The sequence below is a fragment of the Brevundimonas sp. genome, from assembly GCF_023259385.1.
GTDB lineage: Bacteria > Pseudomonadota > Alphaproteobacteria > Caulobacterales > Caulobacteraceae > Brevundimonas.
This window is the reverse complement of the sequence record NZ_JAHFPF010000086.1, coordinates 1-12,491: the sequence shown is the minus strand read 5'-3', so window position 1 is coordinate 12,491 and position 12,491 is coordinate 1. Positions and strand designations below refer to the sequence as shown.

13 protein-coding genes and 1 pseudogene are annotated in these 12,491 nt (G+C 68.6%); 7 read left to right on the top strand and 7 right to left on the bottom strand.

Features of this window, described 5'->3' with window-relative positions; all coding sequences use genetic code 11:
- Positions 1-189, bottom strand: coding sequence for a NepR family anti-sigma factor (locus Q0C81_RS08345; protein ID WP_291836347.1), 189 nt, complete (start codon positions 187-189; stop codon positions 1-3).
- Positions 190-384: 195 nt separating this feature from the next.
- Between Q0C81_RS08345 and Q0C81_RS08340 the strand changes: the two genes are divergently transcribed.
- Complete coding sequence (locus tag Q0C81_RS08340; protein ID WP_291836344.1) at positions 385-1,179, top strand: response regulator; 795 nt, start codon at positions 385-387, stop codon at positions 1,177-1,179.
- Positions 1,180-1,251: 72 nt separating this feature from the next.
- Here Q0C81_RS08340 and Q0C81_RS08335 read toward each other — a convergent pair whose 3' ends face one another.
- Entirely contained in the window at positions 1,252-1,530 is a 279-nt protein-coding gene (locus Q0C81_RS08335) for a hypothetical protein (RefSeq protein ID WP_291836341.1), read from the bottom strand.
- Positions 1,531-1,847: 317 nt separating this feature from the next.
- Between Q0C81_RS08335 and Q0C81_RS08330 the strand changes: the two genes are divergently transcribed.
- A complete protein-coding gene (locus tag Q0C81_RS08330) occupies positions 1,848-2,870 on the top strand; it encodes an NADP-dependent oxidoreductase (RefSeq protein ID WP_291836338.1) in 1,023 nt (340 codons plus the stop codon).
- A gap of 13 nt (positions 2,871-2,883) precedes the next feature.
- Entirely contained in the window at positions 2,884-3,291 is a 408-nt protein-coding gene (locus Q0C81_RS08325) for an acyl dehydratase (RefSeq protein ID WP_291836335.1), read from the top strand.
- 57 nt (positions 3,292-3,348) lie between these two features.
- On the opposite strand, the gene Q0C81_RS08320 is transcribed toward Q0C81_RS08325, so the two are convergent.
- Positions 3,349-4,140 (bottom strand): SapC family protein, encoded by a 792-nt coding sequence (locus Q0C81_RS08320; protein ID WP_291836332.1) that lies wholly within the window; start codon positions 4,138-4,140, stop codon positions 3,349-3,351.
- 89 nt (positions 4,141-4,229) lie between these two features.
- On the bottom strand, positions 4,230-6,263 hold the full coding sequence (locus Q0C81_RS08315) for a TonB-dependent receptor (protein WP_291836328.1): 2,034 nt from the start codon (positions 6,261-6,263) through the stop codon (positions 4,230-4,232).
- Between the two features lie 106 nt (positions 6,264-6,369).
- Here Q0C81_RS08315 and Q0C81_RS08310 point away from each other — a divergent pair, with 106 nt between their 5' ends.
- Both Q0C81_RS08310 and Q0C81_RS08305 read left to right on the top strand, forming a co-directional pair.
- Positions 6,370-6,855, top strand: coding sequence for a Fur family transcriptional regulator (locus Q0C81_RS08310; RefSeq protein WP_291836325.1), 486 nt, complete (start codon positions 6,370-6,372; stop codon positions 6,853-6,855).
- Positions 6,856-6,985: 130 nt separating this feature from the next.
- Positions 6,986-7,804, top strand: a complete 819-nt coding sequence (locus tag Q0C81_RS08305) for an alpha/beta hydrolase (protein WP_291836321.1) — start codon at positions 6,986-6,988, stop codon at positions 7,802-7,804.
- A gap of 12 nt (positions 7,805-7,816) precedes the next feature.
- Here the strand turns inward: Q0C81_RS08305 and Q0C81_RS08300 are convergent, their stop codons facing one another.
- Both Q0C81_RS08300 and Q0C81_RS08295 read right to left on the bottom strand, forming a co-directional pair.
- Positions 7,817-8,851 (bottom strand): hypothetical protein, encoded by a 1,035-nt coding sequence (locus tag Q0C81_RS08300; protein WP_291836316.1) that lies wholly within the window; start codon positions 8,849-8,851, stop codon positions 7,817-7,819.
- Complete coding sequence (locus Q0C81_RS08295; RefSeq protein WP_291836314.1) at positions 8,848-9,444, bottom strand: hypothetical protein; 597 nt, start codon at positions 9,442-9,444, stop codon at positions 8,848-8,850. Before Q0C81_RS08295 ends, Q0C81_RS08300 begins: the two co-directional genes overlap by 4 nt.
- A 189-nt stretch (positions 9,445-9,633) precedes the next feature.
- Here Q0C81_RS08295 and Q0C81_RS08290 point away from each other — a divergent pair, with 189 nt between their 5' ends.
- Together Q0C81_RS08290 and Q0C81_RS08285 are read left to right on the top strand one after the other, a co-directional pair.
- A complete protein-coding gene (locus Q0C81_RS08290; protein ID WP_291836311.1) occupies positions 9,634-11,136 on the top strand; it encodes a CoA-acylating methylmalonate-semialdehyde dehydrogenase in 1,503 nt (500 codons plus the stop codon).
- 105 nt (positions 11,137-11,241) lie between these two features.
- A complete protein-coding gene (locus Q0C81_RS08285; protein ID WP_291836308.1) occupies positions 11,242-12,141 on the top strand; it encodes a hypothetical protein in 900 nt (299 codons plus the stop codon).
- A gap of 7 nt (positions 12,142-12,148) precedes the next feature.
- On the opposite strand, the pseudogene Q0C81_RS08280 reads toward Q0C81_RS08285, so the two are convergent.
- Positions 12,149-12,491, bottom strand: a pseudogene (locus Q0C81_RS08280) (class V aminotransferase); the annotation flags it as partial.

Genomic DNA, 12,491 nt, shown 5'->3' with positions numbered 1-12,491 from the left:
TCATGCGCCGCTCCCGCGCTCGTCGGCGCGCCTCAGAATGTCGAGAAATTCGTCCGGGACGGGCTCGTTCACGACCTCATCGAACATATGCCTCAGCTTCACGCCGATAGCCTGCTGACGCAGGCGAGCCTCCTCGAGGCCGGCTCCGTCCTTGGCCGGTTTCCCCGGAGGGTTGGATTTGTCTGTCATTGTAAAAAAAATCGCCACCCAGACGCTATTGTAGAAGCGGGAAACGCCACCCCCGGTTTCGGGTTCCGGGGATGGAACCGAAATATGCTCAAGCTTTCTTTCGCGTTCGGGAACCGTGACTGATTTGATACGTTTCCATCGATTGCTGCGGTCCCGTTTCCGGGGGCCTGCAAACCTATGTCGGGGACTTCGAGTATGAGCCTGCTGGCCCGCCTTGCGCCGCATCTTCCCTATGTCCGCCGTTACGCTCGCGCGTTGACCGGCGATCAAACCACAGGGGACAACTACGTCCGCGTCGCGCTGGAGGCCCTCGCCGCCGGCGAGCGCCAACTGCCGACCGAGATGACGCCTCGCGTCGCTCTCTATCATGTGTTCCACGCCATCTGGACCTCGACCGGCGCCCAGTTGGAGGACAAGAGCGGCATCGAAGGCCGCGACGATCCCACGGGCCGCCTGATGCGCATCGCGCCCCGGTCGCGCCAGGCCTTCCTGCTGACCGCCCTTGAAGGCTTCACCCCTTCGGAAGCCGCCCAGATCCTTGACGCCGACGCCCAGGACGTCGAGCGCCTGATCTCGGAAGCCCAGTCGGACATCGACGCCGAACTGGCCACCGATGTCCTGATCATCGAGGACGAGGCCATCATCTCGGCCGACATCGAAAGCCTGGTGAAGGAGCTGGGCCATCGTGTCACCGGAACCGCCACCACCCACGACGAAGCGGTCGACGCGGTGTCGCGTCATCGTCCGGGTCTCGTGCTGGCCGACATCCAGCTGGCTGACGGCTCGTCGGGCATCGACGCGGTCAAGGACATCCTCAAGCGGATCGATGTGCCGGTGATCTTCATCACCGCCTTCCCCGAGCGTCTGCTGACCGGCGAGCGGCCGGAGCCGACCTTCCTGATCACCAAGCCCTTCCAGCCGGAGACGGTGAAGGCGGCGATCAGCCAGGCGCTGTTCTTCCATCCTTCGCGCCAACGGGAAGCGGCCTGACCGTTTCCGCCTTCTGACGCATGAAGAAAGGCCCCGGTCTCGCGACCGGGGCCTTTGTCGTTGGGGCTTCCGCTATTGAGCCGGAGCGGAAGCGGTCGGGGGCGCGGCGGCCTCCCGGTTGAAGGCCTGGGAGTCGACGGGTTGCTCGCCGTTGTTGGCGTTGGTGCGTTCGAAGCCGCCGTTGCTGACGAACCACATGCCCAGCAGCAGGATCGCAGCCGCGCCGGCGGAAACGATCAGCAGGGTCAGAATGCGCACGCCGCCCCGGCCGCCCCGGACATACTGGGCCTCTACGGGACGGCCCTCGTGGACGGCGTCGGCGGATTTGTCGTGTGGGGATTCATGGGTCATGACGGCCTCCCGATGGTCAATGGGTCGGCTGTTCAACGCGGCGGTCGGCGCCGCTGTTCCGGTCTCGCTCGAAAGGCGAAATAAATCCGAAGCGCTCCGGAACCCCATTCAGGAGACCCCGTTATCAGTCTGCGGAGGCGGCGACGCCCCCCCGACTTAGGACTGGCCACAGCCAGTCTGTCGCCTCCGCGCCTCATTCTCGATGATGCCACTTCGGGCGGACCCTCTGCGGTCCGCCTTTTTCTTTGCGCCGTCTGGACAGTCGCGCGGCTGTCGCCACTATGTGGGTCCAGAAAGAAAACCCGGAGGGACATCCCATGGCTCGAACCAACCGTCAGTGGGTGCTGCGTCAGCGGCCCAAGGGCCTGATCCAGCCCGGCGATCTGGAGCTGGTCGAGGCGACCCTGCCCGACCTGAAGGATTCCGAGATCCTGGTCCGCACCGTCTATCTGTCGCTGGACCCGACCAACCGCACCTGGATGAACGAGGCCGAGGGCTATCTGCCCGCCGTGCCGCTGGGCGGCGTGATGCGCGGCCTGACGCTGGGTCTGGTCGAGGAAAGCCGGTCGGAGCGCTTCAAGGTGGGCGACGTGGTCACCACCGCCGCAGGCGGGTGGGCCGACTATGCGGTCATTCCCGACGCCGCGGCGTCGCGGGCCCATCGTGCGCCGGGCCTGCCGCTGACCGCCAACATGTCGGTGCTGGGCATGACCGGCCTGACCGCCTGGGCGGGCGTCACCGACGTGCTGAAGGCGCAGGCGGGCGAGACCATCGTCATCTCCGCCGCCGCCGGCGCCGTCGGCTCGATCGCGGGCCAGATCGCCAAGGCGCGCGGCGCGCGGGTCATCGGCATCGCCGGCGGGGCCGAGAAATGCCGCTGGCTGACCGAGGATCTCGGGTTCGACGCCGCCATCGATTACAAGAACGAAGACGTGGGCGACGCCCTGGACCGCCTGGCTCCCGACGGCTTCGAGATGAATTTCGAGAACGTCGGCGGCGACATCATGAACGCCGTCTTCAACCGTCTGAAAATCCATGGCCGCATGGCCGTCTGCGGCCTGATCTCGTCGTACAACGCCACCCGCATGCCGCCGTCGCCGAACTTCAGCCGATTGATCACCCACCGGCTCGACGTGCGCGGCTTCCTGGTCCTCGACTACGGCCATCGCGGCAAGGAGATGGTGGCCGAGGTCGGTCCGATGCTGGCTGACGGCCGGGTGAAGTGGAAGGTCCATGTCGATGACGGGCTGGAAGGCGCGCTCGACTCGCTGAACCGCTTGTTCACCGGCGATCACGACGGCAAGCTGCTGGTTCGGGTGTCGGAAGAACCGGCCGCCTGACGGAGCGCCCCGGATGACCGAACCCCTGCACGTCCATTTCGAAGATCTGGGCGTCGGCGAGGTGGTGCCGCTGGGGGCCTGTATGGTCGACCAGGCGGCGATGGAGGTGTTCATCGAACGCTTCCTCCCGGGCTGGGATCCAGCCTATGGCGCGCCCGACGCCATGGTCTACGCCCTATGGAGCCGACTGTTCGCCGACAAGGCGGCGGGGTGGGCCCAGTCCAAGGTGCTGGCGGTCGACGGCCTGCGCTACATGCGCAACCCGCCCGCCGGCGAGCTGATGCGCGGCCGCATGACCGTCATGGGCAAGGATCCGGTAGGGGACGAGAAGGGCATCGTCATCGCCCAGCACGACATGCTGGACGAGGCGGGACGACTGATCTTCTCCTGCCTGACCCGCTCGCTTCTGGCGCGTCGATAAGAAAAAGGCCCCGCCGTCGCCGGCGGGGCCTTCTCATTCTTAAGTCCAGATGGACGCTCAGGCGTTGGCGGCGGCCGGCTGTTGCGCGGCGCGCTGGAAGGCCATGGCGATCAGGCGATCCCAGCCCAGCAGCGACACCAGGTGGGCGTAGATCTGGCCCAGGGCGCCGTTGTCGCGCAGTTCGGCCAGCTTCTCGTGCGACAGGCCCTTCAGCTTGTCTTCCGAAATGGCGAAATACTCGGCCAGCTTCTGCGGCTCGGCGGCGGTGCCGTCCGGATTGCGCGGGGTGAAGACGGCTTCCTTGGTCTCGAACAGGTCAAGCTCGGTCAGCAGGGCGACGAAGGCCTCGGTGCGCTGACGCTCCTGTTCGAAATTGTTGCAGAACTCCATGGCCTGCTGCGTGTACGGCGACGGCTGGCCATCGACGAAGAGCGGGGTCTGGCCGGCTTCCTTGAGGAAGGGCGCGGCGCGGTCTACGCACAGGATCAGGCGCTTCTGGGTGTCGTCGTTGGCGAAGACAAACGGATAGCGGCGCACATAGGCCGGGATGTAGGCCTCGGGGCGGAAGTCGCCCTCTTCGCTGACATACAGGTTCTCGGCCGGGCGCAGGCCCATCACGGCGACCGGCTGCTTGGCCTCGCCGACGAAAATGACCGGATAGGACAGGGCGGCCGGAGCGAACTCGGTCACGGTCAGCGGCACCAGATTGGTGACGGCGGTGAAGGCGTAGGGCCGATCGACCGGATCGACGCCCAGCGTGCCGTGGGCCTCGACCGACAGGGGTTCGGGCTGGCTGTAGAAGAGGACGTTTCCGGACAGGCCGGCGGTCTGGGCGGTGGTGTCGGTCATGGACGCGGTCAGCTCTGGAAAAAAGAGGAAGGCGGGCCTTCTAGCCCAGAGATGGGAGACCGGCAAACCGGCTCGCCTTCCAGGTTCGTCTAGAAGCTGTAGCTCACCCCCACGCGGAGGTTTCGGCCGGGCAGGGGCGCGATGTCCTTCAGGAAGCTGACGTGCTCGCGGGCCTCCTCGTCCGTCAGGTTGCGGCCCTCGGCGAAGATCGAGACCTTGCGGTCGCTGAACGGGCGCCAGACGCCCGACAGATTGACCAGGGTGTAGCCGTCGGTGCCCAGCTCATACTCGGCCAGCCGGTCCTGCTCGCCCACGTGGCGGACCTCGAAGGTCGCGTCGAAGGGGGTGGAGGTCCAGGCCAGGCGGCCGGTCACGCTGTATGGCGGGATGCGCGCGGCGGGGCCGACGTCGGTCTCGGCGTGCACATAGTCGGCGGCGCCTTGCAGCGACAGCGCCCGGTCGCCCGAGCTCCACAGCTCGTACTCGGCCTCGGCCTCGAAGCCGCGGAATTTCGCGCCGGTCTGGACGAACTGGAAGATCGGGAATTCCTCGCCGCCGTCGACGAAGGTGGCCCCGGTGTCGCGCTCGTCGATGAAACCGTCGTATTTGGACGCATAGACGTGCAGGTCGCCGCGGAACTTGCCGGCGTCATAGTGGACGGTCCCCTCGATGGTGGAGACCTTCTCGTTGCCCAGCGTCGGGTCGCCGGTCTCGTAGACGGCCGTGGCGATGTGCAGGCCGTCGGCGAACAGCTCGACCTCGGACGGCGCGCGCTCGTTGTGCGCCAGGCTGAGGCCCAGGAAGAGGTCATGCGTCGGGCGGACGAAGACCGCCGCCGAGCCGGACCAGTTGTCGAAGCTGCGGTCGACGCGCGGGTCGCCGTTCAGCGGGTTGGCGGCGAGGCTGCGCCGGTCGTAGCGCAGACCGCCCTCCAGGCCCCAGCCGTCGCGGTCCAGGCGCTGGACCGTGTAGATCCCAGTCTCCTCGATCTTGCTGGACGGGACGAAAGCTTCATCGCCGATGGCCTCGAAGGTGCGCGACAGGGCCTGCACCCCGATCGCGCCGTTCCAGCCGTCGCGGGTGCGCTGGACCAGGTCGATACGGCCTTCCTGGCCGTCGGAGTTGAAAATGGTGCCGGGTTCGCCCGGACCCTCGAACTCGGTGTGGGTGTACTCAGCGTGGCCGGCTGAGCCGCGCACCGCCTGGAACGGGCCGCCGTCGAAGCGCAGCTCGCCGCGCACGTCCTCGCGGGTCTGCCTCAGCTCAATAAAGACGTCCGGCTCGGCCACGGTGCCGTAGGTCGAGGACAGGTCCTTGTATGACGCGCCGATATAGCCGCGCGACCCGATGTAGGAGGCGCCCAGGCCCCAGCTTTCCAGCTGCGAGAAGCTGTTCGGCTGCGTGCCGCCGTCGCCGCGCGCGACGCCCTCGGCGTCGGCCAGACGCTGCGAGATGGCGGGCGAGGGGATGTCGTAGTCCGAGGCGTCCTTCTTCACGCCCTCCACGTTCACGGCGACGGGGCCGAGCGCGAAGGTGGCGCGGCCCGAAGCCGACCAGCCGTCATCGACGCTGGAGGCCTGGGTCGAGACCATGCCGTCCACGCCGTCGGGCAGGGCGTCCGGGATACGGCCGTCCAGCACATTGACCACCCCGCCGATGGCGGTGCCGCCGTAGGCCAGGGTCGCCGGGCCGCGCACGATCTCGATGCGATTGGCTTCGGCCGGATCGGTGGCCACCTGGTGGTCGGGCGAAACCGAACTGGCGTCGATCAGGCCGATGCCGTTGGTCAGCACCTGCACGCGCGGCCCCGACAGGCCGCGGATCACCGGGCGGCTGGCGCCGGGCGCGAAATCGGTCGAGCGCACGCCCGGCAGGCCGTTGACCAGGTCACCCAGCGAGGCGGCCGGCGCCTGGGCCAGCTGCTCCTCGGTCAGGACGGTGGTGGCGATGGTGGTGGCCCGCTGGCTGATGCCGAAGGGCGCCCCGGTCACGACCACTTCGTCCAGCTCCGCCACCGGTTGCCGGGGCGCCGAAGGCCCGCTCTGGGCGGAGGCGGCGCCCGCCAGCGCACTCCAGCCGAGGGCGGTCAGGAGGGCGGCGCGGGAGACGGCGGCGAGGGTCATGGAGAGGACTCGGAGGGGAGGATTCTGCGAGTGTTATGAGATAACATCACACGAAGTCAAGCGGGATGCGGTTGCGGCGGGGCGGGGGAAGGATTAGCTCTCAGTCATGGGCGACACCTGCCATCACCATCATCATGACGGTCCGCCGTCCGCCTCGACCGTGGCCCTGGCCCTGGCCGCTGCGGACGCGCGTCTGACGGGCGAAGGCGAGCGCATGACCGCGGCCCGCCTGCGGGTGCTGGAACTGCTGCTTGCGGCGGGCGAGCCGGTGAAGGCCTACGACCTGATCGCGCGCTTCGGCGAGGACGGTCAGCCGGCCAAGCCGCCCACCGTCTATCGCGCGCTCGAGTTTCTCGAGCGCATGGGCCTGGCCCACCGCATCGCCTCGATCAGCGCCTATGTCGCCTGTTCCTCGGGCTCGGCGGACCATGCGGCGGCCTTCCTGATCTGCGACTGCTGCGGCGCGACCGAGGAGGTTTCCGCCACGGTCGCCGAGGGGCTGGACCGGGCCGCGGGCGCCGCCGGCTACGTCATCGAGCGCACCACGATCGAGGCCCACGGCCGGTGCCCGGCCTGCCGCGTCGCCGGCTGACGTCCGTTTCAAGTCGGTTTCTCTGGAAAACGGGCTCCCGGGTCTCTATCTCTGCGGTATGGACGCGATCCGGCTCTCCCCGCCCCGTCGCCTGAGCCTGCCGGTCGACAACCGGTGGGGCGCGGGCGAAATGTCGGTCCTCGATTTCGGCGACCCGAAGCGACCCGTGGACCTGGTCTTCGTTCACGCCAACGGCTTCAACGCCATGACCTATCGCACTCTGCTGGCGCCCCTGTCCGGGACGCTGCGCATCTGGGCCCCGGACCTGCGCGGTCACGGGCGCACCACCCTGCCGACGGAACGGCAGGGGCGGCGCGGCTGGAGCGATCACCGGGATGACCTCGTCGCCCTGCTGGATGCGCTGGACGGCCCGCCAGTGGTGCTGGCCGGACACTCCATGGGCGGCACCGCGGCCCTGCTCGCCGCCGCCGAACGCCCCGAGCGGGTGTCAGAGCTGGTGCTGATGGATCCCGTGATCTGGGGCCGCGTCACCGTGGCCCTGTTCCAGCTGCCCCTGTTCGACCGCCTGGCCTCGCGGATCCCGCTGGTGAAGAACGCCCTCAAGCGCCGCGCCGTATTCGACAGCCGAGAGCAGGCGCTTGCCGCCTATTCGGGCCGGGGGGCCTTCCGCGGCTGGCCCGAGATGATGATCGCCGACTATCTGGCCGATGGTCTGATCGAGACGCCCGAGGGCTTTGTCCTGGCCTGCGCGCCGGAATGGGAAGCCTCCAACTATGCGGCCCAGTCGCATGATCCGTGGCGGGCGTTGGGACGGGTCGACCGTCCGGTCCGCATTCTGCGCGCCGAGGCCGGCTCGACCTGCTTCCCCACCCGCAGCCCGCCGGGCCTGTCCAATGTCACGGTCGAGACGGTGCACGGCGGCACCCATTTCTTCCCCATGCTCAAGGCCGACGTCGCCCGCGACGCCCTGTTCGACGCAGCGGTCTGAGAGGGGGCGGTCTCAGGACCCGCTCGTCAGGCGCCAGATCCGGATATGACCGCCCAGGTCGCCGCTGACCAGATGGTCGCCACGCCAAGCCAGGGCGGAAATCGCGCTCTCATGACCTTCCAGCCGCGTGACCTCGACAGGTTCGGCGCCGTCCTGCATGCGCCAGATACGCACGAGCCGGTCCAGGCCCCCCGTCGCGAAGAACCGGCCGTCAGGCGACCAGACGACGCCGTAGATCGGCATTCCCTGCCGCACGGTCTGACGCCCGGACGGGGTCTGCGCCTGCTGCTCCACATCCGTGACCAGGCGAGCGCGGACCTGGAGGGGGTCGACGGAAACCACTGACGCTCCGGCCTTCATGCTGCCGCCCAGAAGGCTCCGACCATCGGGCGAGAACGTCACCCGCTGCGCGAAGCTGGGCACGCTTCCCCGCTGTTCGCCGGTCTCCACGTCATACAGGGTGAGCGGGTTGTTCGAGGCCAGCAGTCTCCCATCCGGTGAGGCCGAAAGCGAGATGACGTACTGGTACTGCAGATCTCCGGGAGCCTGGATTTCGCGCACGACCCGGTCGTCGCCGAGGTTCAGGATCCGGATTTTCAGATCGGCGCAGCCCACGGCCGCCGTGTCCCCGTCGATGACGGCCAGCCCTAGGCACCAGGTCGGAAAGCGCCACGTCCGGACGCGGGTTCCGGCGGTGGCGTCCAGCAGGGCGACCTGACCGTCTGCGCCTGTGGTGAGCAGGTGGCGATCGTCGGCGGTGAAGCGCACGGCGGCCGCGTCCCCTTCGTGAATCTGGAACACCGGCCCGGCGGCGCCCGTCGCCAGCGACCAGAGACGCACCGCGCCGTCGAGCCCGCTCGCCGCCAGCGTCTCGCCGCGTGGATCGATATCCAGGGATGTCACCGCACGAGGCTGACTCAGGCTGATGGATTCACCGGCGGCGGCCCGAATCGTCTCGCCGGCGTCCTGCGCCCTTAGAGGGCTGACGCCGACGGCCAGAAGGGCGAGGCCCATGAGGGCCGCGGGTTTCAGAGAGCGGAAGGTCATTGTGGGGTCCCTGCGGGCGCCGCCGGCGCTGGAGGCGGCGGGGAAGCGGCCGCTGGCGGAGTCGCGGACGCCGGCAGCACGGCGGTGATCTGCCCCTTCTCCCGGAGTGTCATGAAGGTTCCGGCCGGATTGACCTGCAGATCGACGGAGTTGCCGTCCTGATTGCCGAACCGAAGGCCGGAGGATCCGCGCTCGCCGGCCCAGAGCGACACGGCCATCCGGCCGATCTCATCCAGCGTCAGGGATATCCCGCTCGACGGATCATCGCCGGTGACATAGCCGCCCCGCTCATTGCCTTCGCCGTCGAACAGCAGGATGCCGGACAGAGCCTCGCCGCGCTTGCTGAGCGATCCGGCCAGACGCGGTTCGGGCAGGGGCGCGGCGATCACCACCCGCTCGCGGCCGTTGGGATCGATCACGACGATCTCGCGGGCGATGATCTTGTCGAACACCTGGGGCGAACGGTCGAGATCGGCGCCGGCGGACGCCGCGGCGATCAGGCCGAGCGCCGCCGTTGCGACCAGTCCCGCCGTCAGCAGGCGATTGCGCCGCTCAAGCTTCATCAGGCGTTGTTCCAGGGATCCATCGTCCATAGCGAGCTCCATCGGCGGCTCCCGGCGACATCTTGCGCGGGACGGGCCTTTTTGGATCACAGCCTGTCCTCGTCGGACAGTTACGGTTTCGCAACGCCCGTACAGGTGTGCGCGGCTGGTTTTCCCTCGCGGCAGCGGCTAAACCGCCGCCCATAAGAACAAGCCTCCGGTTCAGGGAACGCCCACATCATGCGTGACATCAATCACTTCATCGGCGGCGCGTCGTTCGTCGGCGCCTCGGGTCGCTTCGGCGACGTGTTCAATCCGAACACCGGCGAGGTCCAGGCCCGTGTCCAGCTGGCCACGACCGGCGAGGTCGATCGCGCCGTGCAGGCCGCCCAGGCCGCCTTCGACGGCTGGTCCTCGACCAATCCGCAGCGCCGCGCCCGTGTGATGTTCGAGTTCAAGCGCCTGGTCGAGGCGAACATGAACGAGCTCGCCGAGCTGCTGTCGTCGGAGCACGGCAAGGTGATCGCCGACTCCAAGGGCGACATCCAGCGCGGCCTGGAAGTGATCGAGTTCGCCTGCGGCATCCCGCACGTGCTGAAGGGCGAGTACACCTGGGGCGCCGGTCCCGGCATTGACGTCTATTCGATGCGCCAGCCGCTGGGCGTGGTCTCGGGCATCACCCCGTTCAACTTCCCCGGCATGATCCCGATGTGGATGTTCGGCGTCGCCATCGCGGTCGGCAACACCTTCGTGCTGAAGCCGTCGGAGCGTGATCCGTCCCTGCCGGTGCGTCTGGCCGAGCTGATGATGGAGGCGGGCGCCCCCGCCGGCGTCCTGAACGTGGTCCATGGCGACAAGGCCGCCGTCGACGCCATCCTGACCCACCCGCAGGTCCACGCCGTCAGCTTCGTCGGCTCGTCCGACATCGCCCATTACGTCTACCAGATGGGCGCCCAGCACGGGAAACGCGTCCAGGCCATGGGCGGCGCCAAGAACCACGGCATCGTCCTGCCCGACGCCGACATGGATCAGGTCATCAAGGACCTGTCCGGCGCGGCCTTCGGGTCGGCGGGCGAGCGCTGCATGGCCCTGCCGGTCGTGGTGCCGGTCGGCAAGAAGACCGCCGACGAACTGCGCGAGCGCATGGTCGCCGAGATCGACACCCTGCGGGTCGGCGTCTCGACCGACGCGGGCGCCCACTACGGCCCGGTCGTCACGGCCCAGCACAAGGCACGCGTCGAAGGCTGGATCGACCAGGGCGTCAAGGACGGCGCCGAACTGGTCGTCGATGGCCGCGGCTTCACCCTGCAGGGTCACGAGAACGGCTATTTCGTCGGCCCGTCGCTGTTCGACCACGTCACGGCGGACATGGAATCCTACAAGGAAGAGATCTTCGGCCCGGTGCTGCAGATCATGCGCGCCGCCAGCTTCGAGGAGGCCCTGTCGCTGCCGTCCAAACACCAGTACGGCAACGGCGTCGCCATCTTCACCCAGAACGGCCGCGCGGCCCGCGACTTCGCCGCCCGCGTCAACGTCGGCATGGTCGGCATCAACGTGCCGATCCCGGTGCCGGTCGCCTATCACACCTTCGGCGGCTGGAAGCGCTCGGCCTTCGGCGACACCAACCAGCACGGCATGGAAGGCGTGAAGTTCTGGACCAAGGTCAAGACCATCACCGCCCGCTGGCCGGACTCGGAGCTGGAACACGCCGACAGCTCCTTCGTCATCCCGACGATGGGCTGAGATTGACGAACGTCGGCAAGGTTTCGCCTTTCCGGCGTTCGCGGCAGCGCATTTCGATGTTAGGCGTTAACCTCCACGCACTGTGAAGCTGGAGCGCTCCCCCGCATGCGTCGCTTTTTCGTCTGGTCCGCCCTCGCCGCCGTGATCGGCCTCGCCCTCGCGGGCGGCGGCTACTGGGCCTACTGGAATTTCTACGCCCGCTTCCAGCCGGTGACGGTCACCCGCAACCAGGTCGAGATCCAGCGCCTGCTGGATGAAAGCTCGTGGATTTCGGCGGGCGGCGGCGGTCAGGCCCTGTACGTCATCGGCTATCGCGACAGCGCCGCCATGCAGCGGTTCGAGCGCGAGGAGGGGCCCAAGCTGCGCGCCGCGGGGGTCGAGATGCGCATCCTCGTCTTCGCGCGCGGCGACCGCGAGGGGCTGCAGCAGTCCACGGCCGCCGAGCGCGCCACGGTCGCCGAGCTGTGGCTGACCCGCGACTGGGTGCTGTACCAGCGCTGGACCGCCACGCCGGTCAACAACTGGACGGCGGCGGGCATTCCGTCGGCCGACGGCAACCTGGCCCGGGGGGCGGTGGTCGACGCCGGCCGCGACTTCGTCGGCCAGCTGAGCCGCAATCTGAGCGAGGCCGGGCTGCAGACCCGCTATCCGCTGATCATCTGGCGGGACCGCGAGGGCTTCATGAAGGCCTGCGCCTGTTCCGACGCCCGCTCCTGGGCCTTCATCCGCGACGATCTGGACGCCCCGGACCGGATCGCTCCTGCGGCGCCCGCGGCGGATGGCCAGGCGCCGCTGCCCTACCCCGACGGCGGACCCGCGCCGCAGAGCCTGCCGTATCCGACCCTGCCGCAGGTGACGCCCGTTCCCGGTCAGGTCCCGGCCCAGCCCGGCGTCGCCCAGCCGGCAACGCCTGGGGCGACCCCGGCTCCGGCGCGTCCGGCCCAGCCTTCGGCCCCGCGAAAGGCGCCCGAGCCGCGCCAGCAGGAAGACACCACCTTCTACTAGGTCGGCGTCACAGGACGCGGCGGCAGATCTCGATCAGCCGGTCCACGTCCGCCTCGTCCTGATACAGGCCGAAGCCGAAGCGGATCACATCGTCGCGCACGTCGGTGACGACATGGGCGTCCAGCAGCCGCTTGCGCCAGTCCTGCGCGTCCGCGTGGCGGAAGGCCAGGAAGCGGGCGCGTGGCGCGTCGCCGGCGACGGGATTGATCAGCTCGGCCTTGTCCAGCCGTCCGGCCTCCCCCGCCTGCACGGCGCTCTGGAACCGCGCCATCAGCCCGCGGGCGTGGGCCGCGACGTTCGCGGTGCTCAGCCCGGCCTCGTCCAGCATGCGGCGCACGCCGTTGAAGCGG

What these genes read in the sequence shown, in the direction of transcription:
- Q0C81_RS08345 (WP_291836347.1), bottom strand. Translation starts at nt 189, where the DNA reads ATGACAGACAAATCCAACCCTCCGGGGAAACCGGCCAAGGACGGAGCC.
- Q0C81_RS08340 (WP_291836344.1), top strand. Translation starts at nt 385, where the DNA reads ATGAGCCTGCTGGCCCGCCTTGCGCCGCATCTTCCCTATGTCCGCCGT.
- Q0C81_RS08335 (WP_291836341.1), bottom strand. Translation starts at nt 1,530, where the DNA reads ATGACCCATGAATCCCCACACGACAAATCCGCCGACGCCGTCCACGAG.
- Q0C81_RS08330 (WP_291836338.1), top strand. Translation starts at nt 1,848, where the DNA reads ATGGCTCGAACCAACCGTCAGTGGGTGCTGCGTCAGCGGCCCAAGGGC.
- Q0C81_RS08325 (WP_291836335.1), top strand. Translation starts at nt 2,884, where the DNA reads ATGACCGAACCCCTGCACGTCCATTTCGAAGATCTGGGCGTCGGCGAG.
- Q0C81_RS08320 (WP_291836332.1), bottom strand. Translation starts at nt 4,140, where the DNA reads ATGACCGACACCACCGCCCAGACCGCCGGCCTGTCCGGAAACGTCCTC.
- Q0C81_RS08315 (WP_291836328.1), bottom strand. Translation starts at nt 6,263, where the DNA reads ATGACCCTCGCCGCCGTCTCCCGCGCCGCCCTCCTGACCGCCCTCGGC.
- Q0C81_RS08310 (WP_291836325.1), top strand. Translation starts at nt 6,370, where the DNA reads ATGGGCGACACCTGCCATCACCATCATCATGACGGTCCGCCGTCCGCC.
- Q0C81_RS08305 (WP_291836321.1), top strand. Translation starts at nt 6,986, where the DNA reads ATGTCGGTCCTCGATTTCGGCGACCCGAAGCGACCCGTGGACCTGGTC.
- Q0C81_RS08300 (WP_291836316.1), bottom strand. Translation starts at nt 8,851, where the DNA reads ATGACCTTCCGCTCTCTGAAACCCGCGGCCCTCATGGGCCTCGCCCTT.
- Q0C81_RS08295 (WP_291836314.1), bottom strand. Translation starts at nt 9,444, where the DNA reads ATGGACGATGGATCCCTGGAACAACGCCTGATGAAGCTTGAGCGGCGC.
- Q0C81_RS08290 (WP_291836311.1), top strand. Translation starts at nt 9,634, where the DNA reads ATGCGTGACATCAATCACTTCATCGGCGGCGCGTCGTTCGTCGGCGCC.
- Q0C81_RS08285 (WP_291836308.1), top strand. Translation starts at nt 11,242, where the DNA reads ATGCGTCGCTTTTTCGTCTGGTCCGCCCTCGCCGCCGTGATCGGCCTC.